Source organism: Pseudomonas xantholysinigenes, assembly GCF_014268885.2.
GTDB lineage: Bacteria > Pseudomonadota > Gammaproteobacteria > Pseudomonadales > Pseudomonadaceae > Aquipseudomonas > Aquipseudomonas xantholysinigenes.
The window spans coordinates 334135-361066 of sequence record NZ_CP077095.1 but is presented as its reverse complement, the minus strand read 5'-3'; the positions used below and the strand labels follow the sequence as shown (position 1 = coordinate 361066).

General features: G+C 63.2%; 25 protein-coding genes and 1 tRNA gene. 15 read left to right on the top strand and 11 right to left on the bottom strand.

The window, feature by feature from the left end:
- Positions 1 to 178 precede the first annotated feature (178 nt).
- Positions 179 to 580 carry a lysozyme inhibitor LprI family protein gene (locus tag HU772_RS01650; protein WP_186653668.1) on the top strand — a complete coding sequence of 134 codons (402 nt, stop codon included), beginning with the start codon at positions 179 to 181 and terminating at the stop codon, positions 578 to 580.
- Between the two features lie 69 nt (positions 581 to 649).
- Here the strand turns inward: HU772_RS01650 and HU772_RS01645 are convergent, their stop codons facing one another.
- The gene (locus HU772_RS01645; RefSeq protein ID WP_186654155.1) at positions 650 to 1594 is read right to left on the bottom strand and encodes a GlxA family transcriptional regulator; all 945 of its coding nucleotides are present in this window, start codon (positions 1592 to 1594) and stop codon (positions 650 to 652) included.
- A gap of 146 nt (positions 1595 to 1740) precedes the next feature.
- On the opposite strand from HU772_RS01645, the gene choX reads away from it, so the two are divergent.
- From choX to HU772_RS01625, 4 genes are all read left to right on the top strand, one after another.
- On the top strand, positions 1741 to 2685 hold the full coding sequence (gene choX, locus HU772_RS01640) for a choline ABC transporter substrate-binding protein (protein ID WP_186653678.1): 945 nt from the start codon (positions 1741 to 1743) through the stop codon (positions 2683 to 2685).
- A gap of 168 nt (positions 2686 to 2853) precedes the next feature.
- Positions 2854 to 3738, top strand: coding sequence for a 3-dehydrocarnitine:acetyl-CoA trimethylamine transferase CdhC (gene cdhC / locus HU772_RS01635; RefSeq protein ID WP_186653681.1), 885 nt, complete (start codon positions 2854 to 2856; stop codon positions 3736 to 3738).
- Positions 3739 to 3888: 150 nt separating this feature from the next.
- Positions 3889 to 4854 carry an L-carnitine dehydrogenase gene (locus HU772_RS01630; RefSeq protein WP_186653683.1) on the top strand — a complete coding sequence of 322 codons (966 nt, stop codon included), beginning with the start codon at positions 3889 to 3891 and terminating at the stop codon, positions 4852 to 4854.
- Positions 4855 to 4864: 10 nt separating this feature from the next.
- On the top strand, positions 4865 to 5338 hold the full coding sequence (locus HU772_RS01625) for a thioesterase family protein (RefSeq protein ID WP_186653686.1): 474 nt from the start codon (positions 4865 to 4867) through the stop codon (positions 5336 to 5338).
- Between the two features lie 94 nt (positions 5339 to 5432).
- Here the strand turns inward: HU772_RS01625 and HU772_RS01620 are convergent, their stop codons facing one another.
- Entirely contained in the window at positions 5433 to 6779 is a 1347-nt protein-coding gene (locus HU772_RS01620) for a zinc-dependent metalloprotease family protein (RefSeq protein ID WP_186653689.1), read from the bottom strand.
- Positions 6780 to 7117: 338 nt separating this feature from the next.
- On the opposite strand from HU772_RS01620, the gene HU772_RS01615 reads away from it, so the two are divergent.
- Positions 7118 to 7375, top strand: a complete 258-nt coding sequence (locus HU772_RS01615) for a hypothetical protein (protein ID WP_186653692.1) — start codon at positions 7118 to 7120, stop codon at positions 7373 to 7375.
- Positions 7376 to 7485: 110 nt separating this feature from the next.
- Here the strand turns inward: HU772_RS01615 and gbdR are convergent, their stop codons facing one another.
- Complete coding sequence (gene gbdR, locus HU772_RS01610) at positions 7486 to 8592, bottom strand: choline metabolism transcriptional regulator GbdR (protein ID WP_186653694.1); 1107 nt, start codon at positions 8590 to 8592, stop codon at positions 7486 to 7488.
- A 389-nt stretch (positions 8593 to 8981) separates the two neighbouring features.
- Positions 8982 to 10358, bottom strand: coding sequence for an L-serine ammonia-lyase (locus HU772_RS01605; RefSeq protein WP_186653703.1), 1377 nt, complete (start codon positions 10356 to 10358; stop codon positions 8982 to 8984).
- Between the two features lie 444 nt (positions 10359 to 10802).
- Here HU772_RS01605 and HU772_RS01600 point away from each other — a divergent pair, with 444 nt between their 5' ends.
- The 3 genes from HU772_RS01600 (at position 10803) to choV (ending at position 13855) form a co-directional block, all read left to right on the top strand.
- Positions 10803 to 11750, top strand: a complete 948-nt coding sequence (locus HU772_RS01600; RefSeq protein WP_186653705.1) for a choline ABC transporter substrate-binding protein — start codon at positions 10803 to 10805, stop codon at positions 11748 to 11750.
- Between the two features lie 81 nt (positions 11751 to 11831).
- Positions 11832 to 12680, top strand: coding sequence for a choline ABC transporter permease subunit (choW, locus tag HU772_RS01595; RefSeq protein WP_186654157.1), 849 nt, complete (start codon positions 11832 to 11834; stop codon positions 12678 to 12680).
- On the top strand, positions 12677 to 13855 hold the full coding sequence (choV, locus tag HU772_RS01590) for a choline ABC transporter ATP-binding protein (RefSeq protein ID WP_186653708.1): 1179 nt from the start codon (positions 12677 to 12679) through the stop codon (positions 13853 to 13855). The genes choW and choV overlap by 4 nt, the downstream gene beginning before the upstream one ends.
- A gap of 120 nt (positions 13856 to 13975) precedes the next feature.
- On the opposite strand, the gene hisF is transcribed toward choV, so the two are convergent.
- The 6 genes from hisF to HU772_RS01560 form a co-directional block, all read right to left on the bottom strand.
- Positions 13976 to 14746, bottom strand: coding sequence for an imidazole glycerol phosphate synthase subunit HisF (hisF, locus tag HU772_RS01585; protein WP_008091498.1), 771 nt, complete (start codon positions 14744 to 14746; stop codon positions 13976 to 13978).
- A 110-nt stretch (positions 14747 to 14856) separates the two neighbouring features.
- The gene (gene hisA, locus HU772_RS01580; RefSeq protein WP_186653724.1) at positions 14857 to 15588 is read right to left on the bottom strand and encodes a 1-(5-phosphoribosyl)-5-[(5-phosphoribosylamino)methylideneamino]imidazole-4-carboxamide isomerase; all 732 of its coding nucleotides are present in this window, start codon (positions 15586 to 15588) and stop codon (positions 14857 to 14859) included.
- Positions 15589 to 15695: 107 nt separating this feature from the next.
- Positions 15696 to 15956, bottom strand: coding sequence for a DUF2164 domain-containing protein (locus HU772_RS01575; protein WP_186653727.1), 261 nt, complete (start codon positions 15954 to 15956; stop codon positions 15696 to 15698).
- Entirely contained in the window at positions 15957 to 16595 is a 639-nt protein-coding gene (gene hisH, locus HU772_RS01570) for an imidazole glycerol phosphate synthase subunit HisH (RefSeq protein ID WP_186653729.1), read from the bottom strand.
- On the bottom strand, positions 16596 to 17189 hold the full coding sequence (hisB, locus tag HU772_RS01565; RefSeq protein ID WP_084941144.1) for an imidazoleglycerol-phosphate dehydratase HisB: 594 nt from the start codon (positions 17187 to 17189) through the stop codon (positions 16596 to 16598).
- A 270-nt stretch (positions 17190 to 17459) separates the two neighbouring features.
- A complete protein-coding gene (locus tag HU772_RS01560) occupies positions 17460 to 19118 on the bottom strand; it encodes an OFA family MFS transporter (RefSeq protein WP_186653733.1) in 1659 nt (552 codons plus the stop codon).
- A 468-nt stretch (positions 19119 to 19586) separates the two neighbouring features.
- Between HU772_RS01560 and HU772_RS01555 the strand changes: the two genes are divergently transcribed.
- From HU772_RS01555 to HU772_RS01530, 6 genes are all read left to right on the top strand, one after another.
- Complete coding sequence (locus HU772_RS01555; RefSeq protein WP_186653747.1) at positions 19587 to 21842, top strand: AsmA family protein; 2256 nt, start codon at positions 19587 to 19589, stop codon at positions 21840 to 21842.
- Complete coding sequence (mutY, locus tag HU772_RS01550) at positions 21839 to 22906, top strand: A/G-specific adenine glycosylase (protein ID WP_134689918.1); 1068 nt, start codon at positions 21839 to 21841, stop codon at positions 22904 to 22906. The genes HU772_RS01555 and mutY overlap by 4 nt, the downstream gene beginning before the upstream one ends.
- Positions 22903 to 23175, top strand: coding sequence for an oxidative damage protection protein (locus HU772_RS01545; RefSeq protein ID WP_110734368.1), 273 nt, complete (start codon positions 22903 to 22905; stop codon positions 23173 to 23175). The genes mutY and HU772_RS01545 overlap by 4 nt, the downstream gene beginning before the upstream one ends.
- 90 nt (positions 23176 to 23265) lie before the next feature.
- Positions 23266 to 23341 (top strand) — tRNA-Phe (locus HU772_RS01540).
- A 187-nt stretch (positions 23342 to 23528) separates the two neighbouring features.
- Positions 23529 to 24539: a polyphosphate kinase 2 gene (gene ppk2, locus HU772_RS01535; protein ID WP_225923084.1), complete on the top strand. Its 1011-nt coding sequence runs from the start codon at positions 23529 to 23531 to the stop codon at positions 24537 to 24539.
- Positions 24540 to 24733: 194 nt separating this feature from the next.
- A complete protein-coding gene (locus tag HU772_RS01530; protein WP_186653750.1) occupies positions 24734 to 25177 on the top strand; it encodes a hypothetical protein in 444 nt (147 codons plus the stop codon).
- A 178-nt stretch (positions 25178 to 25355) separates the two neighbouring features.
- On the opposite strand, the gene gabP is transcribed toward HU772_RS01530, so the two are convergent.
- Positions 25356 to 26741, bottom strand: coding sequence for a GABA permease (gene gabP / locus HU772_RS01525; protein WP_186653764.1), 1386 nt, complete (start codon positions 26739 to 26741; stop codon positions 25356 to 25358).
- Positions 26742 to 26932 lie beyond the last annotated feature (191 nt).

Below are 26932 nucleotides of genomic sequence, written 5' to 3'. Positions count from 1 at the left end.
GTTTGCCGAAAGCGTCAATGGCGCTCGCGACGCGCTCTGGCACGCCATGGGCAGATGAGAGCGAGTCTCGTCTGGCTGCCGCGTAAGACTTTGATGAACTTTTCGTCAGGGAGCTATCGCCAGGGCCAGGGCTGAGCGAGAATCCCTGCGATTCGTCAGCCTGTTCAGGAGAAGACCGATGAAATCAATGGCATGGCTGGTCCTGCTGGCCGTCGTCGGCGGCGCGCACGCCGCCGAAGAGGAAAGCACGCCCTGCGACAACGTCGAGACCGACCAGCAAGGCTATGCCTGCGCCGTCTACAACAAGCAGACCGCCGAGCGGGAACTGAAGGCGGCCTACGACGACTTGCTCCAGCGCATCCGCGACCAATACGCCGACGAAAGCGACAAGGCCACGGCGCTGACGGGCAAGATGGAGGCCGCCGAAAAGCTCTGGACCCAGTTGCGCGATGCCGACTGCAAGGTCGAGACCTGGGCCGAGAAGCCGGGAAGCAAGGCCTTCGAGGCGGCGTGGAACACCTGTGTGGCGCAGCGTAGCGATGAGCGTTCGGAATACTTGCAGTCGATCGGACAGCAGTAGAGGCAATCTCACATCACCCTCTGTACGAGCGGCCTTGCCGGGGCGCTCCTACACAGCTGTTTGGCTGTATCAAACAGCATGGGCCAACCTGTCCTCCCGCGGGCATCGCTCGAACCGTGTCCGGTAGCAACGGGTGAAATACGACGCCGACTCGAACCCGCACGCCACCGCCACCTCCAGCACGCTCATGTCGGTCTGGCGCAGCAGTTGCCGGGCCTTGTCCAGGCGCAAGCGCAGGTAGAAACCGCTGGGCGTGTCGTCCAGGTGCAGGCGGAACAAGCGCTCCAGCTGGCGCCGGGTGACCTGTATCGCCTCGGCCAGCACCTGGGTGTTGAGCGGCAACTCGGTATTGCGCTCCATCTCACCGATCACCTTCACCAGCTTCTTGTTGCGCAGGCCGTAGCGGCTGGCGATCTGCATGCGCTGGTGGTCCTGGCGCGGGCGGATACGGCCGAGCACGAACTGCTCGGACACCTGCACCGCCAGCTCGCTGCCATGGGCCTGGGCGATCAGGTCGAGCATCAGGTCGATCGACGCGGTACCGCCCGCGCAGGTAATGCGTCGACGGTCGATCTCGAACAGCTCCTGGGTCGCCTGCAGGCGCGGATAACGTTCCTTGAACGCCTCCAGCGCCTCCCAATGCAAGGTCGCGCGATGCCCGTCGAGCAAGCCGGCTTCGGCCAGGACCATGGCCCCGGTGTCGATGCCGCCAAGTATCGCGCCGTCATGGTCGAGCCGGCGCAACGCCTGTTGCAGCGCCGGGCCATAGCAGGCCAGCGGGTCGAAACCGGCCACCACCAGCAGCAAGCGCGGACGCTCGCCTTCCCCTAACGCACCATCGGCATTCACCGACATGCCATTGCTAGCCAGCACCGCGCCGCCATCCAGGCTGAGCACGCGCCAGCTGTAGGACGGCCCGCGAAAGCGGTTGGCCACCCGCAAGGGCTCCACGGCACTGATGAAGCCCATGGCCGAGAAGCCCGGCAGCAGAAGGAAGTGAATGGTCTCCGGCATTGCATGCTCCAGGGTGAAGGTGGTCGCCTGCGTGCAAGTGTTGGTCGCCAGGGTGCGATTTTCCACCCCGCCGCCAGCGTAGCGTGTTCTCACGGCCCGCAGAGGCCGGCCCCTATAACAAGATGTACTGCCGATGGAGAGCCACCATGCATCGCTTTATCCGCCGCAGCCTGTTATCCCTCGCCCTCAGCACCAGCGTCGCCACCCCGCTGTTCGCCGCCGAACCCGCCGCCTGCAAGGACGTGCGCCTGGGCGTGGTGAACTGGACCGACGTGATCGCCACCAGCGCCATGGCCCAGGTGCTGCTCGACGGCCTGGGCTACCAGACCAAGCAGACCAGCGCCTCGCAACAGATCATCTTCGCCGGTATCCGTGACAAGCGCCTGGACATGTTCCTGGGTTACTGGAACCCGATCATGACCCAGACCATCACCCCGTTCATCGACGCCGGGCAAGTGAAGGTGCTGGACAAACCCAGCCTCGAAGACGCCCGCGCCACCCTGGCGGTGCCGAAATACCTGGCCGACAAGGGCCTGAAAAGCTTCGCCGACATCCACAAGTTCCAGAAGGAGCTGGGCGGCAAGATCTACGGCATCGAGCCGGGCTCGGGGGCCAACACCCAGATCAAGGCGATGATCGCCAAGAACCAGTTCGACCTGGGCAAGTTCCAGCTGGTCGAATCCAGCGAAGCCGGGATGCTCGCCGCCGTCGACCGGGCCGTGCGCCGCAAGGAGGCGGTGGTGTTCTTCGGCTGGGCGCCGCACCCGATGAACGTGAACATCGACCTGGTGTACCTGGGCGACAGCCAGGACGCCCTCGGCCCCGACGAAGGCCGCGCCACGGTGTGGACCGTGACCGCGCCGGACTACGCCCAGCGTTGCCCCAACGCCCATCGCCTGCTGGCCAACCTCAGCTTCAGCGCCGAAGACGAGAGCCGGATGATGCAGCCGCTGCTCGACCACAAGGATGCGCTGGAGTCCGCCCGCCAGTGGCTCAAGGACCATCCCGAGGACAAGGCGCGCTGGCTTGACGGGGTGACCACCTTCGACGGCAAGCCGGCCGCCGACAACCTCAAGCTTTCCGCCAACTGACAGGCCAACCTGAGCGATGTAGGAGCGGCCTTGTGTCGCGAAAGGGCCGCAAAGCGGCCCCTGGTTATCAGCAGCGCCGCATAAATCCAGGGGCTGCTGCGCGGCCCTTTCGCGACACAAGGCCGCTCCTACAACGATCCTGCTACTCAGATACCACAAGGAACCCCCATGAACCACGACGTCATCATCACCTGCGCCCTCACCGGCGCCGGCGACACGGTCGCCAAGAGCCACCTGGTCCCGGTCACCCCGAAACAGATCGCCGAATCCGCCGTGGAAGCCGCCAAGGCCGGCGCCACCGTGGTCCATTGTCACGTCCGCGACCCACAAACCGGCCGTTTCAGCCGCGACGTCAACCTCTACCGCGAAGTGATGGAGCGCATCCGCGAGGCCGACGTCGACGTCATCGTCAACCTCACCGCCGGCATGGGCGGCGACCTGGAAATCGGCCCCGGCGAATCGCCCATGGAGTTCGGCCCGGGCACCGACCTGATCGGCCCGCTGGAGCGCCTGGCCCATGTCGAGGCGCTGTTGCCGGAAATCTGCACCCTCGATTGCGGCACGCTCAACTTCGGCGACGGCAACGCCATCTACGTCTCCACCCCCGCCCAGCTGCGCGCCGGCGCCAAGCGGATTACCGAGCTGGGCGTAAAGGCCGAGCTGGAGATCTTCGATACCGGCCACCTGTGGTTCGCCAAGCAGATGATCAAGGAAGGCCTGCTCGACGACCCGCTGTTCCAGCTGTGCCTGGGCATTCCCTGGGGCGCGCCCGCCGACACCACCACCATGAAAGCCATGGTCGACAACCTGCCAGCCAACGTCACTTGGGCCGGATTCGGTATTGGTCGCATGCAGATGCCCATGGCCGCCCAGGCAGTGCTGCTCGGCGGCAACGTGCGGGTCGGCCTGGAAGACAACCTGTACCTGGACCGTGGCGTGCTGGCCAGCAACGGCCAGTTGGTGGAGCGGGCGGCGGAAATCATCACCCGCATGGGTGCCCGCGTGCTCACCCCGGCGCAAGGCCGGGAAAAGATGAACCTCAAGCACCGTTGAAACCCGCTTGCACACCTTTCCTGTGGGAGCGGGTTTACCCGCGAAGCAGGCTGTGCGGTGGATGGCACCGGCTGTGCCGGTGTTCGCGGGTAAACCCGCTCCCACAGGGGGGCGCCGCCACATCATGTAATTTTTCAGTGAGAGCTCGACATGCCTTTGATCACCGACATCAAGACCTTCGCCGCACTGGGTAGCGGCGTGATCGGTAGCGGCTGGGTCGCCCGCGCCCTGGCACATGGCCTGGACGTGGTCGCCTGGGACCCGGCGCCCGGCGCCGAGGCGGCCCTGCGCCAGCGCGTCGCCAACGCCTGGCCGGCCCTGCAAAAACAAGGCCTGGCCCCCGGCGCCTCACAAGATCGCCTTACGTTCGTGGCCACCATCGAAGCGTGCGTGCGCGATGCCGACTTCATTCAGGAAAGCGCCCCCGAACGCCTGGACCTCAAGCTCGACCTGCACGCGAAGATCAGCGCCGCCGCCAAGCCGAATGCGATCATCGGCTCCAGCACCTCGGGCCTGTTACCCAGTGAATTCTACGAATCGGCCACTCACCCCGAGCGCTGCCTGGTTGGCCATCCGTTCAACCCGGTGTACCTGTTGCCCCTGGTGGAGATCGTCGGCGGCCGCAAGACCAGCCCGGACGCGATCGAAGCGGCAAAAGTCATCTACACCGCGCTCGGCATGCGCCCCTTGCATGTGCGCAAGGAAGTCCCCGGCTTTATCGCCGACCGCCTGCTCGAAGCGCTCTGGCGCGAAGCCTTGCACCTGGTCAACGACGGTGTCGCCAGCACCGGCGAGATCGACGACGCGATCCGTTTCGGCGCTGGCCTGCGCTGGTCGTTCATGGGCACCTTCCTTACCTACACGCTCGCTGGCGGCGACGCCGGCATGCGCCACTTCATGGCCCAGTTCGGCCCCGCGCTGAAGCTGCCCTGGACTTACCTGCCGGCACCGGAGCTGACCGACAAGCTGATCGACGAAGTAGTAGTAGGTACCTCGGCGCAGTTGGGCGAACACAGCATCGCGGCCCTGGAGCGCTATCGTGATGACACACTGCTGGCGGTACTGGATGCGGTGAAAACCAGCAAAGCCAAGCACGGCATGGCCTTCGGCGACTGAGGAGAAAACGATGCCCGCCCTGATCACCTACCGCACCCGAGTGTTGCCGGAATGGGTCGACTACAACGGCCACCTGCGCGACGCCTACTACCTGTTGATCTTCAGCTACGCCACCGACGCCCTGATGGAGCGCATCGGCCTGGACGCCGATGCCCGCGGGCAGAGCGGGCATTCGCTGTTCACCCTGGAGGCCCACATCAACTATCTGCACGAGGTGAAACTCGATACCGAGGTGTGGGTGCAGACGCAGATCATCGGCTTCGACAGAAAGCGCCTGCACCTGTATCACAGCTTGCACCGTCAAGGCTGCCATGAAGCCCTTGCCGCCAGTGAGCAGCTGTTGTTGCATGTAGCGCTTTCAGGACCGACATCGGCTCCGTTCGAGCAATCGTCCATCGAAAGCCTGCATGCACTGGTGGAGGAGCAAGGCGATCTACCGGGTCCAACACACATTGGCCGGACCATTCTCCTGAAAACCCACTGACAGATAGACTCAAGTTAAGAGGCCATGCCCTTGAGTCACTTCAGGCATGGCCTCACACTCGACTGGATAATTTACAAGCCCAGCCGCACGCTCATCACGGATAGAAGTTTGAAACTTCTCCAACCCGCTCCTTAAGCAGTCGCACCACATTATTATTTGGCTCGGCACCCAGCTTTACACCATAGTACTCAGCGTTTGAATCCGAAAAATGATCAACTTCGAAGGTAAAGGGATCGCCATAACAATTTTCACGAAGAAGGCAGTCAAGATATGCCATTATTGTACGATACAGAACAGTGCCCGTCTTGGTAAGGTAACCGTTCCTATACTGAGGCGGTGGCGCTATAGGGTCTCCTGGGTACCATCCATGTCCAGCCCCGAACAGATGCCCAAGTTGATGGATTGTTTTATCCCCCACAAGCCCAACTCCGTAATAAGTGAAAAGAGGAACTATAACGAATGCAGTTTCTTTCCTCGCTTGAATATAGGCTTTCCCATACGTCAATAGTCGCTGACTAGAAACCACTATGACCACATCAGCTTGAAATGTATCTCTCCTCTCTTTCACCAGCATGCCAATCGGATGTTGAGCATTACGAAGATCTCGCAGGATATTGGTAAGATCATAATCCCTGGTAGCCTCCGAGTACACAACTGGAATATGTTGAGCATACTCAAAACGCACATTCACGCCACTTCCTTGATAAATTGAAGTAGCTGTTTCGAGAACATGTTTCATCCCTTGCTCGATATCAAAATCCACGAGACGCCCTTCGTTGGTACTTACAACTAGAACGCGCACCACACTTGGCGAATCATTTGATTTACCCGCTACCTTCGCAACCTGCCCCTGCTCGAGGTTTTCTACCAATGGCTCGCACTCCGCAGCCGGCACTCTAGTACTTTTTATGACGAGCTGCCGACCGTCTCCCAAAGAGGCGAGTTGGTAGGTATTACCCCGTACATGGAGACTACCGAGCAACTGCTCGCCATACCGACTGATAGACATCCACTCCATTGGGTCTACATCGACCTCTTTAGCGGAGGGGAATCGATGCTTCCGATCAGAGACGATATCACCGAACCAGTAAGACTCTGACGCGTCTTTTTCACTCGACCTGCGCTGTTGAAACGTCACTACCTGCCCGTCTGGTAGTTGTACAGATAGTAATTTTGTATCTGCCTTTATCGCAGCAGGCCGGGCTTGCACCAAACGAACCTCCTGGTCAGGCATCTCCTTCTGAGAAGCCAATAGGGCATTGACCCGAGTATCACCAGGGCGCTCGGCGTGCAACTTCTGAAGGGCTACCGGTTGTTTAATCTCGAGAAAAATTGAACCATCATTATTCAATGTGTCCTGATCAAGCCTGCTGGTCTCGCAAGCAGACAGCGCAACTAGCCCACAGCAGAGCACCGCTGTCTTCAAGTGCTTCTGTAACATCGCAGACCTCCAGTCAATTGTCATTTCATTTGGACATGAACTCAATGAGTCGACAACTGACAGAAATACTAGGTACCGCGAACAGGCGAAAAAAAACAACCCCGGAAAGCCGTGAGCCTCCGGGGTCAAGAGCGAGCAACATCCACTGTGCATGAAGTGAGGGTGACCAAACCCTCGGTGCCGTGAATGACTTTCAGTGTGCGGCCTTCCTTCTCAGACGATTTAGCCGTAAACGACCTGTTCTTAGCCAAAGCGGCCATCGCGACAATCCGCCCTTGCCGCACCGGCGCATCGGACACAGAATCGATTGAAAACAACAGCGGCGAAGGACATTAGTCATGATGCATGCGGACTTGATCGACCAGGACGACCTGCTGGGCCAGCTGCGCTCGCGGGGTTTCGACATTCCGGCCGGCGCCAGCGCCGAGCAGGCCTGCGAGGTGGTGGTGCGGGGCTTGACCGAGCCCAATGCGCGGGCCCTCAAGGGCATGGTCGAGCAGATGTACACCGGCAGCGCGACCATCCTGCCAGCGGTGCGCCAGGCCATCGACAAACAACTGTTGCCGGCGTTGGCGCAGTTCAACAAGCGCGCCTGACCGGCTTTTTCCTGCATCGACCTCTTTGCGGGCAAGCCCGCTCCCACAGGGATCGCACTGACATTCAAACCTGTGGGAGCGGGTTTACCCGCGAACAAGGCGCCGCGGTATCAGAGCCTCACACTGGCAAAGGTCGATTCGTTGCGCGCCTGGCTCAGCGCCGCCATCGGCCCGCTGTGCGGCGACAGGGCCATGGCCTGAGGGATCGGCATCATCGCCACTTGCTGGGTGGTGTTCGAGCCCACGCGTTCGTCGCGCGGCGGAATACCGAAGTACTCGCGATAGCACTTGGAGAAGTGCGGCGTGGAGACGAACCCGCACACCGATGCCACCTCGATGATCGACATCGGCGTCTGCTTGAGCAGTTGCCGGGCGCGGATCAGGCGCAGCTTGAGGTAGTAGCGCGACGGCGAGCAGTGCAGGTACTTCTGGAACAATCGCTCGAGCTGACGCCGCGACACCGCCACGTACACCGCCAGCTCGTCCAGGTCGATCGGCTCTTCGAGGTTGGCCTCCATCAGCGCGACGATTTCCTGCAGCTTCGGTTGGTTGGTGCCGAGCATGTGCTTGAGCGGCACGCGCTGGTGGTCCTGCTCGTTGCGGATGCGTTCGTAGACGAACATCTCGGAGATCGCCGCCGACAGCTCACGGCCATGATCGCGGCTGATCAGGTGCAGCATCATGTCCAGCGGCGCGGTGCCGCCGGAGCTGGTGAAGCGGTTGCGGTCGAGGGTGAACAGGCGGGTGCTCATGTTCACCCGTGGATAGGCCTCCTGCATTGCCGCCAGGCATTCCCAGTGCACGCTGCAATCGAAACCGTCAAGCAGGCCGGCGCAAGCCAGCGCCCAGCTGCCGGTACACACCGCGCCCAGGCGCCGCGACTGGCGGGCCTGGGCCTGCAGCCAGGTGACGTGCTCACGGGTGACGGTGCGCTGGATGCCAACGCCACCGCAGACGATCACGGTGTCGATCGGCGGGGCGCTGTGCATGGCCGCATCGGGGGTGATCTGCAAACCATCGCTGGCCCAGACCTGGCCACCGTCGACAGTCAGCGTATGCCAGCGGTACAGCTCACGACCGGACAGCTGGTTGGCCATACGCAGCGGCTCGACCGCCGAAGCCAGGGAAATCAGGGTGAAGTTGTCCAGCAGGAGAAAGCCGATGGACTGGGGTGCTGTGCGGTTCTGGGTTGGGTTCCCGGAGGTGTACGACGTCATCGCGATTTCTCCTCACACAATGCAGGGTGTGCTTCAGGCGAGCACTGTTCTTGTAGTGGCCCCGTTTCGTATGCAGGGGCTTTGCCAATCCCAACGCAAATGGCATGCCGGAAGTTGAACGCTCATCCAACAAAACCCAAAAGCGACGTTGGCATGCGCCTTCCAGCGGGGTCGGGAAGGAGCTTAGACCTAAACGCAAACAGGCGCGCCAGCGCCCTTGCGTATCACGGCTGAGCAGTTCGGTAGCACTTGTGGGAAGGATGCCCAGATGCGACAGACTTGAGTGTCACCGACAATGACCCTGCTGGTAACGACAGGCGACGGTCGGTAGATGACAGGCGTTGCGCCAGAATGTGGCGCAACGCTCAGCGACGGGCCAGAACGGCGCATCAGCACTCGATGACACTGACCGCCAGGCCGCCGCGGGAGGTTTCCTTGTACTTGTCGTGCATGTCGGCGCCGGTGTCACGCATGGTGCGGATCACCTGGTCGAGGGAGATGAAGTGTTCGCCGTCGCCACGCAGGGCCATCTGCACGGCGTTGATCGCCTTCACCGCGGCGATGGCGTTGCGCTCGATGCACGGCACCTGGACCAGGCCACCGACCGGATCGCAGGTGAGCCCAAGGTTGTGTTCCAGGGCGATTTCGGCGGCGTTCTCCAGTTGCGCCGGAGTGGCACCGAGCACTTGGGCCAGGCCCGCGGCCGCCATGGCGCAGGCCGAGCCGACCTCGCCCTGGCAGCCAACCTCGGCGCCGGAAATCGACGCGTTCTTCTTGCACAGGATGCCCACCGCCGCCGCGCCGAGAAAGAAGTCCACCACGTTGGATTCATCCACCGCATCGGAGAAACGCATGTAGTAGTGCAACACCGCCGGGATGATCCCCGCCGCGCCGTTGGTGGGCGCGGTGACCATGCGCCCGCCCGCGGCGTTTTCTTCGTTCACGGCCAGGGCGAACAGGTTGACCCACTCCATGGCGCTCATGGTCGAGCCGATCACGTTGGGCTTGCCCAGCTCCTGCAAACTGCGGTGCAGACGGGCGGCGCGGCGCCGTACATTGAGCCCGCCAGGCAGAATGCCTTCGTGCTTGAGGCCGTTGTTCACGCACTCTTGCATGGCCTGCCAGAGCTTGAGCAGGCCGGCGCGGATCTCGGCTTCGCTGCGCCAGACCTTCTCGTTGGCCAACATTAATTGCGACACGCTCAGGTCGTTTTGCTTGCACAGACGCAACAGTTCGGCGGCGCTGTTGAAGTCGTACGGCAACACGGTCTGGTCGGCATCCAGCACGCCGCTGGCGGCCTGGGCGGCATCGACGACGAAGCCGCCGCCCACCGAGTAGTAGGTGTCGCGATGCAGCTCGCCACCCTCGCCCTCGGCGATCAGGGTCATGGCGTTGGGGTGATACGGCAGGTTCTCGTCGAGCAGCAGCATGTCACGGCCCCAGACGAATTCGATGGGCAGCCGGTTGTCGAGCTTGAGCACATTGGTTTCGCGCAGGTCGGCGATGCGTGGGGTGATCTGGCTGGGGTCAATGGCGTCGGGCCATTCGCCCATCAGGCCCATGATCGTGGCGTTGTCGGTGCCGTGACCGACACCGGTGGCCGACAGCGAACCATACAACCGGACCTCGAGGCGCCGCACCCGCTCCAGCTCGCCGCGCTCGCGCAGCCCCTGGACGAACAGCGCGCCGGCACGCATGGGGCCGACAGTGTGCGAGCTGGATGGCCCGACACCGATCTTGAACAGGTCGAACACGCTGATGGCCATTGTCGGATCACCTCTTGCTGGGCTTGTCTGGACGCGCCATACGACCCCTAGCGCACCTGCTAGGCTGAATCGTCGAGCCGCCTTGGAATGCTCGCATCATCGGGCTTTTGCCCTGCCCCTCGCCGTCTGCAACCGACGTACTTTTGTCCAGCAGCGCCGCTGCCGCACCGGCCCCGTGCGCGCCGTTTTCCAGCGCCCGGGCGACGTAAAAGCAGTGGCATGGGGGTGGAAAAAGCCAGTTGCGACATCGTGCGTACTGGATGCGACCCGTCCTGTACTGGATACGACGCCACCAGTAGGCGATTGCCCGACGCTGGAGGATTATCGAAAGCGACTCGTATTGCACGGCCTCGCATCCTGCCCTCTGCAGGCCTGGTCGACCGGAGCCCTGAGAACGCCCGGCGACCCACGCGAACCCGAAGATAAAATCACAGGAGTCCATCCATGAAAGGTTCACCCTCGCTGTTGCTGGTCGCGTTGCTGTCCGCTCCGCTGCTGGCCCAGGCCGCCGAACCCGAGCAGTGTCAGACGGTGCGTTTCTCCGATGTCGGCTGGACCGACATCACGGTCACCACCGCCACCACCAGCGTCGTGCTCGAAGCCCTGGGCTACAAGACCCACACCACCATGATCTCGGTACCAGTGACCTACAAGTCGCTGGCCACCGGCAAGGACCTGGACGTGTTTCTCGGCAACTGGATGCCGACCATGGAGAACGACATCAAGCAGTACCGCGACGCCGGCACCGTCGAGACCGTGCGCGCCAACCTGGAAAACGCCAAGTACACCCTGGCCGTGCCCCAGGCGCTGTACGACAAGGGCCTGAAGGACTTCGCCGACATTCCCAAGTTCAAGCAGGAGCTCAAGGGCAAGATCTACGGCATCGAACCCGGCAACGACGGCAACCGCACCATCCAGAAGATGATCGACGACAACGCCTTCGGCCTGAAGGACGCCGGTTTCCAGATCGTGCAGTCCAGCGAGGCCGGCATGCTCGCCCAGGTCGACCGGGCGCAGAAGCGCGACGAAGCGATCGTGTTCCTCGGCTGGGAACCGCACCCGATGAACACCCGTTTCAAGATGACCTACCTGACCGGCGGGGACGCCTACTTCGGTCCCGACTTCGGCAAGGCCACCGTGCTCACCAACACCCGCAAGGGCTACGCACAGGAATGCGGCAACGTTGGCCAGTTGCTGAAGAACCTGTCGTTCGAGCTCAAGGATGAAAGCACCATGATGGGCTATGTCCTGGACGACAAGATGAAACCCGAGGCCGCGGCCAAGAAGTGGCTCAAGGACAACCCCGGCAAGCTGGATGCCTGGCTGGCCGGCGTGACCACCGTGGATGGCAAGCCTGGCCTCGAGGCAGCCAAGGCCAAACTGACGCAATAACGCAAGACGCCCAGGCAACACCGCGGGGCGGGACCGTGCCCGCCCCGGACTGATTTCAATCTTTGCAGGTGGAAGCTCGCTATCATGCTTATCGATCAGAAAATACCCCTGGGGCAGTACATCGCCTCATTCGTCGAATGGTTGACCCAGAACGGCGCCAGCTATTTCGACGCCATTGCCGCAGGCCTGGAATTCATGATCCATGGGGTCACCAGCGCCCTGACCTGGTTCAACCCGTTCGTGCTCATCGCCCTGTTCGCCGCCCTCGCGCACTTTATCCAGCGCAAATGGGCGCTTACCGTGTTCGTCGCCCTGTCGTTCCTGCTGATCCTCAACCTGGGTTACTGGCAGGAAACCATGGAAACCCTGGCCCAGGTCACCTTCGCCACGGTGGTCTGCGTGGTCATCGGCGTGCCACTGGGCATCGCCGCGGCGCACAAGCCGATGTTCTACACCGCCATGCGCCCGGTGCTGGACCTGATGCAGACCGTGCCCACCTTCGTCTACCTGATCCCGACCCTGACCCTGTTCGGCCTGGGCGTGGTGCCGGGGCTGATCTCCACCGTGGTGTTCGCCATCGCCGCGCCGATCCGCCTCACCTACCTGGGCATCTGCGACGTGCCGCAGGAATTGCTGGATGCCGGCAAGGCCTTCGGCTGCTCGCGCCGCCAGCTGCTGACCCGTATCGAACTGCCCCACGCCATGCCGAGCATCGCCGCCGGCGTGACCCAGTGCATCATGCTGTCGCTGTCGATGGTGGTGATCGCCGCCCTGGTCGGCGCCGACGGCCTCGGCAAGCCGGTGGTCAACGCGCTGAACACCGCCGACATCTCCCTGGGCTTCGAAGCGGGCCTGGCCATCGTGCTGCTGGCGATCATGCTCGACCGTATCTGCAAGCAACCGGAACTGCCGGCAAGGGGTGAGGCATGAGCATCATTCGTTTCGAAGACGTCGACGTCATTTTCTCCAGCAAGCCGCGCGAGGCGCTGGCGCTGCTCGACCAGGGCCAGACCCGCGAGCAGATCCTCAAGCAGACCGGCCTGGTGGTCGGCGTCGAAAAAGCCAACCTGGACATCAACAAGGGCGAGATCTGCGTGCTGATGGGCCTGTCCGGCTCCGGCAAGTCGAGCCTGCTGCGTTGCATCAACGGCCTCAACACTGTCAGCCGCGGCAAGCTGTTCGTCGAGCATGAAGGCAAGCACATCGACATCGCCCACTGCACCCCGGCGGAGCTGAAGATGATGCGTACCCAGCGCATCGCCATGGTGTTCCAGAAATTCGCCCTGATGCCCTGGCTGACCGTGCGCGAGAACATCAGCTTTGGCCTGGAAATGCAGGGCCGCCCGGAAAAGGAACGGCGCAAGCTGGTCGACGAGAAGCTCGAGCTGGTCGGCCTGACCCAATGGCGCAATAAAAAACCGGACGAGCTGTCCGGCGGCATGCAGCAACGCGTGGGCCTGGCCCGGGCGCTGGCGATGGACGCCGACATCCTGCTGATGGACGAACCGTTCTCGGCCCTCGACCCACTGATCCGCCAGGGCCTGCAAGACGAGCTGCTGGCCCTGCAAAGCAAGCTGAGCAAGACCATCGTGTTCGTCAGCCACGACCTCGACGAAGCCCTGAAGCTGGGTAGCCGCATTGCCATCATGAAGGACGGGCGGATCATCCAGTACAGCAAGCCCGAAGAGATCGTGCTCAACCCGGCCGACGAGTATGTGCGCACCTTCGTCGCCCACACCAACCCGCTGAACGTGCTGTGCGGGCGCAGCCTGATGCGCAGCCTGGACAACTGCAAGCGAGTCAACGGCTCGGTGTGCATCGATCCGGGCATCGACTCCTGGCTGGACCTTGGCGAAGGCGGTTCGATCAAGCGCGCGCGCCAAGGCCAGAACGGCCTCGATCTGCAGAACTGGGCGCCGGGACAGGATGTGGAGTTGCTCGACCGCCGGCCGACCTTGGTCAACGCCAACATCGGCATGCGCGAAGCGCTGCAGATTCGTTATCACACTGGCAACAAGCTGGTGCTGCAGGATAACGACAAGGTGGTGGGGATCCTCGGCGATACCGAGCTGTACCACGCGTTGCTCGGCAAGAATCACGGGTGATGCAATGGGGGCCGCTTTGCGGCCCATTCGCGGGTAAACCCGCTCCCACAGGGATTTCACCGCCCTCTGTGGGAGCGGGTTTACCCGCGAATGGGCTGCAAGGCAGCCCCAATCAATCCATCAGCGCACGACGATCCCACGCGAAGCCATATAGGCCTTCGCCTCCGGCACCGTGTACTCGCCAAAGTGGAAGATACTCGCCGCCAACACCGCGCTGGCATGCCCCTCCAGAATGCCGTCGGCCAGGTGCTGCAGGTTGCCCACACCACCCGAAGCAATCACCGGGATCCCCAGCGCATCGCTGATCGCCCGGGTCACCCCCAGGTCGAAACCGTTCTTCATGCCGTCCTGATCCATGCTGGTCAGCAGGATCTCACCGGCCCCCAGGCCTTCCATCTTCTTCGCCCACTCCACGGCATCCAGCCCGGTCGGCTTGCGCCCACCGTGGGTGAAGATCTCCCAGCGCGGCGTCTCGCCCGGGCCAGACACCTTCTTGGCATCGATGGCGACGACGATGCACTGCGAACCGAAGCGGTCCGCCGCCTCACCGACGAACTCCGGGTTGAACACCGCGGCGGTGTTGATCGACACCTTGTCGGCACCGGCGTTGAGCAGGTTGCGGATGTCCTGCACGGTGCGCACGCCACCGCCCACGGTCAGCGGGATGAACACCTGGCTGGCCATGCGCTCGACGGTATGCAGGGTGGTGTCGCGGCCATCGACGCTGGCGGTGATGTCGAGGAAGGTGATTTCGTCGGCACCTTGCTCGTTGTAACGCCGGGCGATTTCCACCGGGTCACCGGCATCGCGGATGTTCTCGAACTTGACGCCCTTGACCACCCGGCCGTTGTCCACGTCCAGGCAGGGGATGATGCGTTTAGCTAAAGCCATGGGAGCTCCTGGGGAGCAGCTGCAAGCTTCAAGCGGCAAGCTGCAAGATAAAGCAGTACGCGGTCCGGCTTTTCTCTTGCAGCTTGCCGCTTGCAGCTTGCCGCTCCTATTCAATAGTTGTCGCAGAAGGCCTGGGCCTCGGCGACGTCGAGGGTGCCTTCATAGATGGCACGGCCGGTGATGGCGCCGATGATGCCCGGCGCCTTGGCGTCCAGCAGGGCCTTGATGTCACCCAGGTTGTGGATGCCGCCCGAGGCGATCACCGGGATGCGGGTGGCTTCGGCCAGGGCCTTGGTGAAGGGCACGTTGCAGCCTTGCATCATGCCGTCCTTGGCGATGTCGGTGTAGACGATCGACGACACGCCATCAGCCTCGAAACGCTTGGCCAGGTCAATGACCTGCACCGAGCTGACTTCGGCCCAGCCGTCGGTGGCGACGAAACCGTCCTTGGCGTCCAGGCCAACGATGATCTTGCCCGGGAAGGCCTTGCACGCCTCGGCGACGAACTCAGGCTGCTTGACCGCCTTGGTGCCGATGATCACGTAGCTGACGCCAGCCTTGACGTAGTGCTCGATGGTTTCCAGCGAGCGGATGCCGCCGCCGATCTGGATCGGCAGGGTCGGGTAGCGCTTGGCGATGGCAGTGACCACTTCACCATTGACCGGCTGGCCTTCGAAGGCGCCGTTGAGGTCGACCAGGTGCAGGCGACGGCAGCCACCCTCGACCCATTTGGCGGCCATGCTCACCGGGTCGTCGGAGAATACGGTGGAGTCTTCCATGCGGCCTTGGCGCAGGCGTACGCAGGCACCGTCCTTGAGATCGATAGCGGGGATAATCAGCATGCTCTTTCCTTTCAAGCTGCAAGCTGCAAGCGACAAGCTGCAAGCAATGCGCATTATGTGTCGGATTGGCGATCCAGCTTTGGCTTGAAGCTTGAAGCTTGAAGCTTTCAGCTCTTTTCTAAAGCCCACAGGTCGCTTTCGATGCTTTCGAACCGCTCCTTGAGGTGCAGCTGAACATCGGCAATCGCCCTGTTGTAGTAGTGGGGTGCAATCTCTTTGCTGAACAGCTCGAGGACCTCGGCCACCTCGAACGACCCCAGCTGCAGCTCGAAGCGGTCTTCGAGAAAACGCTTGAGCGTGTCGAGCGCCTCGCGCTCCTGCTCCGGGGCCAGGGTGATGACGGGGGCCTTGCTCCGCGATCTGCTCATTTACCAGCGCCCGTCCCAGGCGACGAAGTTCTGCAGCAACTGCAGGCCGTGGGTGTGGCTCTTCTCTGGGTGGAACTGCACGGCAAAGCGCGAGCCCTCGGCCAGCGCGGCGGCGAAGTCGACGCCATAGTGGCCGCGACCCACCACCTGGCTCGGCTTACCGGCCTCGATGAAGTAGCTGTGCACAAAGTAGAAACGCGCGCGATCGGGAATGTCGTGCCACAGCGGGTGGTCGTTGGTCTGGCCGACTTCGTTCCAACCCATGTGCGGCACTTTCAGGTGCTCGCCGTCTTCCTGCAGGTCCTTGCCGAAGAAGCGCACCTGGCCGGGGAACAGGCCGATGCAGTCGACGCCGGCGTTTTCCTCGCTGTGCTCGAGCAGCGCCTGCATGCCGACGCAGATACCGAGGAACGGGCGATCCTGGCTAACCTCGCGGACCAGGCTGTCGAAGCCCAGGCGGCGAATCTCGGCCATGCAGTCGCGAATTGCGCCAACGCCTGGGAACACCACGCGATCGGCTTCACGAATCACCGCGGCGTCGCTGGTCACCAGGACCTTGCCGGCGCCCACGTGCTCCAGGGCCTTGGCCACCGAGTGCAGGTTGCCCATGCCATAGTCGATTACGGCTACCGTCTGCATTTACAGGCATCCCTTGGTGGAAGGCATCTGCCCGGCCATGCGCTCGTCAAGGGTGATGGCCATGCGCAGGGCGCGGCCGAATGCCTTGAACACGGTCTCGATCTGGTGGTGGGTGTTGTGGCCACGCAGGTTGTCGATGTGCAGGGTCACCAGGGCGTGGTTGACGAAGCCCTGGAAGAACTCCTGGAACAGGTCGACATCGAAGCCGCCGACAGTGGCACGGGTATAGGGCACGTGCATCTGCAGGCCCGGACGGCCAGAGAAGTCGATGACCACCCGCGACAGGGCTTCGTCCAGGGGCACATAGGCATGGCCGTAGCGGAAGATGCCCTTCTTGTCGCCGATGGCCTGGGCGAACGCCATGCCCAGGGTGATGCCGACGTCCTCGACGGTATGGTGATCGTCGATATGCAGGTCGCCCTTGCACTCGATGTCCAGATCGATCAGCCCATGTCGGGCGATCTGGTCGAGCATGTGTTCAAGGAAAGGCACGCCGATTTCGAATCGGGCCTTGCCGCTGCCATCGAGGTTGATCGAGCACTTGACCTGGGTTTCCAGGGTATTGCGCTCGACGGAAGCCTTACGTTCGACCATCACCAGCTCCGCAAAATCATTGGGCGAAAAGGGCTCCATTATAGGCCCAGAATGCGCCGGCTTGAAACGCGGATGACATATGGCAGGGCTAGTAATTACGGGGGCGGGACGGGTCTACAGGTCTATACAAGCACCTTTTGGGGCTGCGTCGCAGCCCATCGCGACACAAGGCCGCTCCTACAGGAACCTCGTAACCCTGAAGGTACGCAATGCCTATGGGAGCGGCCTTGCGCCGCGAAAGGGGCGCAAAGCGCCCCCAATGCCTCTACCTCAATGGAACAGCACTGCGGTCTTCTGCAAGGTGATCCACACCCCCCAGGCCAGCGGAATCACCACCACGGCCCAGGCCAGCAGCACCAACGGCAGGCTGCCCGGCGCCGCATGCCATTCCAGCGCACGCGCCGAATCCGCGCCCTTGTCATGGCTCAGCGCGCGCTCGGCAGCCAGTTCGGCATCGGTCATGAAGTACTTGTCCGCCACCGGTCGCACCAGCAGGTTGCAGATGAAGCCCAGCACCAGCAAGCCGGCGAGGATGTACAAGGTCATGTCGTAGGCCGCTGCCCGCTCCACGCCCGCCGCCAGCTGCGCCTCGCGCAGGTAGGTGATCAGCACCGGCCCCAGCACGCCAGCCGCCGCCCAGGCGGTCAACAGGCGACCATGGATGGCGCCGACCATCTGCGTGCCGAACAGGTCGGCCAGGTACGCCGGCACCGTGGCGAAACCGCCGCCGTACATCGACAGGATGATGCAGAACGCCACCACGAACAGCGCGACGTTGCCGATGTGGCCCATGTTCGGCACCAGGCTGTAAAGGCCCACGCCCAGGGCGAAGAAGGCAAAGTAGGTATTCTTGCGACCAATGTAGTCGGAGAACGACGCCCAGAAGAACCGCCCACCAATGTTGAACAGGCTCAGCAGGCCGGTGAAGCCGGCGGCGATGGCGGCAATCTGCGCCAGCTGCGCGGCGTTCAGCTCGCCGAAGGTCAGTTCGTTGCCCAGCAGCTTGCCGGCGAACACTTCCTGCAGCAGCGGCGAGGCCATGCCGAGGATGCCGATACCCGCCGAGACGTTCAGGCACAGCACCAGCCAGACCAGGGCGAACTGCGGGGTCTTCCAGGCCACGCTGACGTGCACGTGGCGGTCGGTGACCATGGCGTTGGCCTTCTTCGCCGGTGGCGTCCAGCCCTCAGGCTTCCAGCCGGTCGGCGGCACGCGGTAGGCCAGGGCGCCAGCGGTCATGAACACGAAGTAGATCGCGGCCATGGCGACGAAGCTCTGCCACACGCCCACCTCGGTCGGGCTGGAGAAATGCCCCATCAAGGCAGTAGCCAGCGGCGCGCCCACCATGGCACCTCCGCCAAAGCCCATGATCGCCATGCCGGTGGCCATGCCGCGCTTGTCCGGGAACCATTTGATCAAGGTCGACACCGGCGAAATGTAGCCCAGGCCCAGGCCTATCCCCCCGATCACCCCCGAACCCAGCCACATCAGCCACAGCTGATGGGTCTTCACGCCGATCGCCGAGATCAGCAGGCCGCCGCACCAGCACAGCGCCGAAACCAGGCCGGCCTTGCGCGGGCCTGCATGCTCCAGCCAGCCGCCGAGCACCGCGGCCGAGCAGCCGAGGAACACGAAGAACAGGGTGTAGATCCAGCTGAGCATGGAGATCGGCCAGTCGCACTCGGCGCTGAACAGGCGGGCGACGAAGCCCATGTCGGCGGCGCAGGCCACCGGCGCGCTGACGCCCAGCGCCTGGGACAGCGGCAGCCAGAACACCGAGAAGCCATAGGCCATGCCGATGCACAGGTGGATGGCCAGGGCCGCCGGCGGCACCAGCCAGCGGTTGAAGCCCGGACGGGCGATGATGCGCTCCTTCGACAGGAAGCCTGGCGCGCTCGCCACTGCCCCCGCCGTGATACTGCTGTTCATGGATTGTTCCTTTTGTAGGTGGGCTGTGCGCGTGGACGGCTCTGTGTGGCTGCACGCAAGGCAACCCGGCCGTTTGCGGCATCGCCCGCGACAATGCGTCGCGGGGGCTCCACGGGCGGCGCAAGAGTACCAGCAGCCAGTGGCATGGAAGCAATCTGATATCGTGTTTTTTTCGTCAACTGAAATGGTCAATCCTGTGGGAGCAACTGCCTTGCTCAACTGCTAAAGCTAGCGCGGTCCCTGTGGGAGCGGCTTCAGCCGCGAACACCGGCGTAGCCGGTGCCAGGCACCGCATCACTTGCTTCGCGGCGATGCGGCGGTCCGACAAGCCCGCTCCCACAACAGTCACAGCCCGTTCATGAAGGAACTGCTTCTCTGGGCACTGTCGAAACGTCGAATGCGCAGAGCCAAGTGCCACGGCGCTATACTCGCCGCTGAATTTCATAATCGGACTACAAGGACTCGCCCATGAAAGCGTTCGGCAAAATCCTGGGGCTGGGGCTTCTCGGGTTGTTGCTGATCATCGTGGCGCTGGGCTTCGCCCTGACCCACCTCTTCGATCCCAACGACTACAAAGACGAAATCCGCCAACTGGCCCGCGAAAAGGCCCATGTCGAGCTGACCCTCAACGGCGACATCGGCTGGAGCCTGTTCCCCTGGCTGGGCCTGGAGCTGCACGAGGCGAGCATCGCCACGCTGAACAACCCCAAGGTACCGTTCGCCGACCTGCAGATGCTCGGCCTGTCGGTGCGTGTGCTGCCGCTGCTGCGCCGCGAGGTGCAGATGAGCGATGTGCGGGTCGAAGGCCTCAACCTGACCCTCACCCGCGACGCCAACGGCCATGGCAACTGGGAAGACATCGGCAAGCCGCTGCCCGAGCCGAGCGTCGCCGGCAACCCGGCCAGCTCGCCTGCCGAGGCGCCGGGCTCCGCCCCCGCCCCCGCCCAAGCGCAAACCAGCGAACGCTCGGTCAAGCTCGACATCGACAGCCTGACCGTCAACAACGCCCGTGTGCTCTACACCGACGAAAAGGCCGGCCAGAGCTACGGCGCCGAAAGCATCCAGCTGAGCACCGGCCCCGTGCACGAGGGCGCGAACATCCCGCTCAAGGCCAGTGCCTTCCTCAGCGCCAGCCAGCCGAACCTCAAGGCGCGCACCGAGCTGACCGGCGAGCTGCGCTTTGACCGCAAGCTCAAGCGCTACAACCTCGAGGACATGCGCCTGTCTGGTGAAACCTCGGGCGAGCCGCTGGCCGGCAAGACCCTGACCTTCGTTGCCCAAGGCCAAGTGCTGGTCGACCTGGGTGCCAACGTCGCCTCGTGGAGCGGCCTGAAGGTTTCGGCCAACCAGCTGCGCGCCCTTGGCGAACTGAACCTGCGCGACCTGGATAAAGCGCCACAGGTAAGCGGCGGCCTGTCCATCGCCCAGTTCGACCTGCGCACCTTCCTCGATGGCATCGGCCATCCACTGCCGGCCACCGCCGACCCTGCGGTATTCAAGAAGCTCGAGCTGGTCACCCGCCTGGAGGGCTCGCCGAACAGCCTGGCCCTGGAAGACCTGGCGGTGAAACTGGACGACAGCACCTTCAGCGGCCGCGTGGCGGTGGAAGACTTCGCCAAGCAAGCCCTGCGCATACGCCTGAAAGGCGACACCTTCAACGCCGATCGCTACCTGCCGGCCAAGAGTGAACAGGCCAAGGGCGCCAGCGCCGCGCGCCAGGCCGAGGTCAAGCAACAGGAAGCCACGGCGGTGGCCGGCGCCGGCTCCACGCCGCTGCCCAATGCCCCGACCCAGGTTGCCTGGAGCACCGACAAGCTGCTGCCGGTCGACCGCCTGCGTGCCCTCGACCTGCAAGCGGACCTGGGCTTCGGCGCCCTCACCCTGGACAAGCTGCCGATCAGCGACGCCCAGCTCAACGCCAGCGGCCAGGGCGGCCTGCTAACCCTGCAGACCCTGCGCGGCAGCCTGTACAACGGTACCTTCGAAGCCAAGGGCACCGTCGATGTGCGACCGGCCGTGCCACAGCTTGGGATCAACACCAAGATCAACCGGGTGCCGGTGGAGCACTTCATCAAGGGCGAAAGTCCGGATCAACAGCCGCCGGTCAAGGGCCTGCTGACCCTGAACAGCGACCTCACCGCCACCGGCAATAGCCAGAAAGCGCTGGTCGACACCCTCAACGGCAACGCCAGCTTCAGCATCAACGACGGCGTGCTGGTCAACGCCAACCTCGAACAGCAACTGTGCCAGGCCATCGCCACGCTCAACCGCAAGCAACTGAGCGGTGAGCCACGCGGCAAGGACACGCCGTTCCAGGAACTGCGCGGCAGCCTGGTGATCCGCAACGGCGTGGCCAGCAACCCCGACCTCAAGGCACGCATCCCGGGCCTGACCGTCAACGGCCACGGCGACCTCGACCTGCGCGTGTTGGGCATGGACTACAACGTCGGCGTGGTCGTCGAAGGCGACCAGCGCGCCATGCCCGACCCGGCCTGCCAGGTCAACGAGCGCTATGTCGGCGTCGAAGTGCCGCTGCGCTGCCGCGGCCCGCTGGAGCTGGGGGCCAAGGCCTGCCGCCTGGACCAGGACGGCCTGGGCAAGGTAGCCGCCAAGCTGGCCGGCAACCGTCTGAAAGACAAGATCGACCAGAAGCTTGAAGAAAAACTCGGCGACAAGGTCAGCCCGGAACTGAAAGACGCACTGAAGGGGCTGTTCAAACGATGAGCCCACAGCAGTTCTCCAGCGCCGTGCTGGACTGGTACGACCAGCACGGCCGGCATGACCTGCCCTGGCAACAGGGCATCACCCCGTATCGGGTGTGGGTCTCCGAAATCATGTTGCAGCAGACCCAAGTCAGCACCGTGCTCAACTACTTCGACCGCTTCATGCAGGCCCTGCCCACCGTGCAGGCGCTGGCCGAGGCGCCCGAGGACGAAGTGCTGCACCTGTGGACGGGCCTGGGCTACTACACCCGCGCGCGCAACCTGCAAAAGGCTGCGAAGATCGTCGTCGAGCAGCATGGCGGCGAGTTTCCGCGCAGCGTCGAGCAGCTCACCGAGCTGCCCGGCATCGGCCGCTCCACCGCAGGCGCCATCGCCAGCATCAGCATGGGCATCCGCGCGCCGATCCTCGATGGCAACGTCAAGCGCGTGCTGGCCCGCTTCACCGCGCAGGCCGGCTACCCCGGCGAGCCGAAGGTGGCCAACCAGCTGTGGGCCAGCGCCGAGCGCTTCACGCCGATGACCCGGGTCAACCACTTTACCCAGGCGATGATGGACATGGGCGCGACGCTGTGCACCCGTAGCAAGCCCAGTTGCCTGATCTGCCCGTTGCAGCGCGGCTGCGAAGCCCATCTGCACGGCGAAGAGACCCGCTACCCCGAGCCCAAGCCACGCAAGGCCCTGCCCCAGCGCAAGACGTTGATGCCGCTGCTGACCAACCACGAAGGCGCGATCCTGCTCTACCGCCGGCCATCCACCGGCCTGTGGGGCGGGCTGTGGAGCCTGCCGGAGCTGGACAACCTCGAACAACTCGACGACCTCGCCTACCAGCACGGGTTGCGCCTGAACGACCGCCAGGCCCTGGCAGGCCTGACCCACACTTTCAGCCATTTCCAGCTGGCCATCGAGCCCTGGCTGGTGCGTGTCGACCCGGTCGGCGCGCACGTGGCCGAGCCCGACTGGCTCTGGTATAACCTCGCCACCCCGCCGCGCCTGGGCCTCGCCGCCCCGGTCAAGAAGCTGCTGCAACGCGCGGCCGACGAACTGATTGCAGGAGACAAGCCATGACCCGCACCGTGAAGTGCCGCAAGTACAACGAAGAGCTGCCAGGTCTCGACCGCCCACCGTACCCAGGTGCCAAGGGCCAGGACATCTTCGAAAACATCTCGCAGAAAGCCTGGAAGGAGTGGCAGGACCACCAGACCATGCTGATCAACGAGAAGCGCCTGAACATGATGAACGCCGAGGACCGCAAGTTCATCCAGGCCGAGATGGACAAGTTCTTCGCTGGTGAGGACTACGCCCAGGCCGAAGGCTACGTTCCGCCTTCGAATTGACCCCGAAAACCGTAAGCGACGGAATTAATTTAAATTTTTTCAAAAAAGTCGTTGACGGTCGGTTCGGAAATCTATTTAATGCACCTCGTCGCCCAGATAGCTCAGTCGGTAGAGCAGAGGATTGAAAATCCTCGTGTCGGCGGTTCGACTCCGTCTCTGGGCACCACCTTCAGCTTCTGGTGGTTGCAAAGTTACCCGAAGCGACACAAGAAACCCGCCCAGTGCGGGTTTTTTTGTTGCCTGCGATTTTTGCCCCGATTTCCTTCATGCCCGGTTGATCGACATCAAAAAGCCACCCGTCCTGCGCTCATAGGATGACAGGTGGACATTCGAACGACCCCGCAAGGACCTCCATGAGCGAAGAATCCGCCACCCTCCCCCTGCCGTCGCCTGTCGAGACCGGCAGCAGCCCCAAGCCTGCGCCCCGAACCCGTCGCCCGCGCCAGCGCAAAACCGCTACCAGCACCGCCGCGCCAGAGACCATCACCCAGGTCAGCCAACAGCCCGCCGCCCTGGAAGTGGCCAACGCGCGCAAGGGCAGCAACGAAGACAGCACCTCGGCACGCCTGCCGGCCAGCTACCCGTACCGTACGCGCATGCGCCGCCAGGACTACGAGAAGGCCAAGCACGAGCTGCAAATCGAATTGCTCAAGGTGCAGAACTGGGTCAAGGAGACCGGCCAGCGCATCGTCGTGCTGTTCGAGGGCCGCGATGCCGCAGGCAAGGGCGGCACCATCAAGCGCTTCATGGAGCACCTGAACCCGCGCGGCGCACGCATCGTCGCACTGGAGAAGCCCTCCGAGCAGGAAAAGGGCCAGTGGTACTTCCAGCGCTATGTGCAGCACCTGCCCACGGCCGGTGAAATGGTGTTCTTCGACCGCTCCTGGTACAACCGCGCCGGCGTCGAGAAGGTGATGGACTTCTGCACGCCACTGCAATACCTGGAGTTCATGCGCCAGGCGCCCGACCTTGAGCGCATGCTGTGCAACAGCGGCATCCTGCTGTTCAAGTTCTGGTTCTCGGTCAACCGCGAGGAACAACTGCGCCGCTTCATCTCCCGCCGCGACGACCCGCTCAAGCACTGGAAGCTGTCGCCCATCGACATCAAGTCGCTGGACAAGTGGGAGGACTACACCGCGGCCAAAGAGGCCATGTTCTTCCATACCGACACCGCCGATGCGCCGTGGACGGTGATCAAGTCGGATGACAAGAAGCGGGCGCGGATCAACTGCATTCGCCACTTCCTGCATTCGCTGGATTATCCGGGCAAGGATCACCGCGTGGCACATGCGCCGGATGCGCTGCTGGTCGGTCGGGCTTCGCGAGGGTTCGAGGAGGATGAGCCGGCGGTGCTGGCCGGCTGAATCGCTGGGGCTGCTGCGCAGCCCTTTCGCGGCACGAGGCCGCTCCTACAGGGGATCGCGTACCTCTGTAGGAGCGGCCTTGTGTCGCGAAAGGGGCGCAAAGCGCCCCCCGACAATCTCGAATACCTACTTGGGTTTCCCGGGCAACTAAGCTTCAATACGCGCCTTTACCCGCTCCCCCAAGGATTCGCCCCATGGCCACCAACAGCAAACAACAGAAACGCGCCAAGCGCGCCGCCACCAAGGCCAAGCAGAACCGCATGGTGCGCAGCGGCCAGGCGGTCAAGGCCAGCGCCGGCGACAGCGCCAGCGTCGAGCAGGTGTTCAACAAGGCCATGGAATCGGGCAGCTACAACAGCCTGTTCGACAAGATGAAAGAAGCCCAGGAAAACGGCCTGGTGCCGATGATCTCGGTGTTCCTGGTCGACCCATTGCTGGCACTGGTACTCAAGGGCCACAAGGAAGAGCACGCCACCGACTACATCGTCATGGTGTTCACCGCCTACCGCAAATGGCTCGACGGCACCGACGAAGACGCAACCATGGCCTGGCTGGAGAGCGACGAGTTCCAGGATGCCTATGTCGCCGCCTCGGAAGCCGTGGCCAAGCAGCAGCAACAGCAGAAGCAGTTCGGCTGACCGCAATTTGTAAGCAGCCCTGGCCTCTTCGCGGGTAAACCCGCTCCCACAGGCGGCTCACAAGCCTGCAAGGCAGTGAAGAACCTGTGGGAGCGGGCTTGCCCGCGAAAGGGCCAGCACCGGCAAAACAAAAGGCCGCGCCCCTCACAGGGCGCGGCCTTTTCATTTCACCAATGGATCAGCTATCCAGCGCCACCCGCGCGGCAACGCCACGCTTGCGGTGCACCAGCAGGCCGGCCGCCACCACGCCGATGCTGAGCATGGCCGTGGCGATGATCTCGGCACGGTGATCCTCGCGCAGGGCCATCACCACCAGTACAGCAATGATGAAGGCGATGGTCGCCCAGGTCAGGCCCGGGAACATCCACATTTTGAACGAGATCTTCTCGCCGCTGGCTTCACGCTGGGCACGCATGCGCAGTTGCGACACGGCGATCACCAGGTACACCAGCAGGGCAATGGCGCCGGAGCTGGCCAGCAGGAACTCGAACACCTCGGCCGGGGCCAGGAAGTTGGCGAATACGCACAGGAAAGCCGCCGCGGTGGACAGCAGCACCGCCCAGTGCGGGGTGCCGGCCTTGGTAGTACGTTGGGCAATGGCCGGGGCGTCGCCGCGCTTGCTCAAGGAGAACAGCATGCGCGAGGAGGTGTACAGCGCCGAGTTCAGGCAGCTGGTCACGGCGATCAACACGACGATGTCGACGATCAGCTTGGCATTCGGCACGCCAATCAGGCTGAGCACGGTCTGGTAGGAGCCTTTTTCCGCCAGGGTCGGATCGTTCCACGGCACCATGGCCACCACCAGGAAGATCGACACCAGGTAGAACAGGCAGATGCGCCAGATCACCGAGTTGGTGGCGCGGCTGATCTGCTTGCCCGGGTCCTTCGACTCAGCGGCGGCGATGGTGACGATTTCGGTGCCCATGAACGAGAACATGGTGGTCAGCATGGCTGCCAGCACAGCGCCCAGACCATTGGGCATGAAGCCCTGGGTATCGAACAGGTGGCTGATGCCGCTGACCTGGCTGCTCGGCACCATGCCGAACATGGCCGCGCAACCGACGACGATGAAGCCGATGATCGCCAGCACCTTGAGCAGGGCGAACCAGAACTCGAACTCACCGTAGTTCTTCACGCTGAACAGGTTGGTGATGGTCAGCGCCAGGGTAATGATCAGCGAGAACGCCCACAGGTCCACCGACGGGAACCAGGCATGCAGGATGGCCGCGGCGGCGTTGGCTTCGAGCGGGATCACCAGGACCCAGAACCACCAGTACAGCCAGCCGATGGTGAAACCGGCCCAGCGCCCGATGGCGCGGTCGGCATAGGTGGAGAACGAGCCGGTGTCCGGCGAGGCGACCGCCATTTCACCGAGCATGCGCATCACCAGCACCACCAGGGTACCGGCGGCGGCGTAGGCCAGCAGCACGGCCGGGCCGGCGGCGGCGATGGCGTGGCCGGAGCCGACGAACAGGCCGGCGCCGATCACGCCGGCGATGGACAGCATGGTCACATGCCGTTGCTTGAGCCCCTGAGCGAGGTCATTGGAATTGTTACCGCTCATAAAACTACCTTTGTAAGGAGGTGGACTACACGAATGACTGCCAGCGCGCCGGGGATGAAGGTAGGCAGCGCTGCATTCAGTGGTTTCCAGATGGCAATAAGTGGGCCAGGTGAGAATCGCTTTCGTCTGAAATGCTTCAGCCCCCAATAACGGCGCGGCTTGCAGGCCATCATGCCAAGCTTTGACCGAAA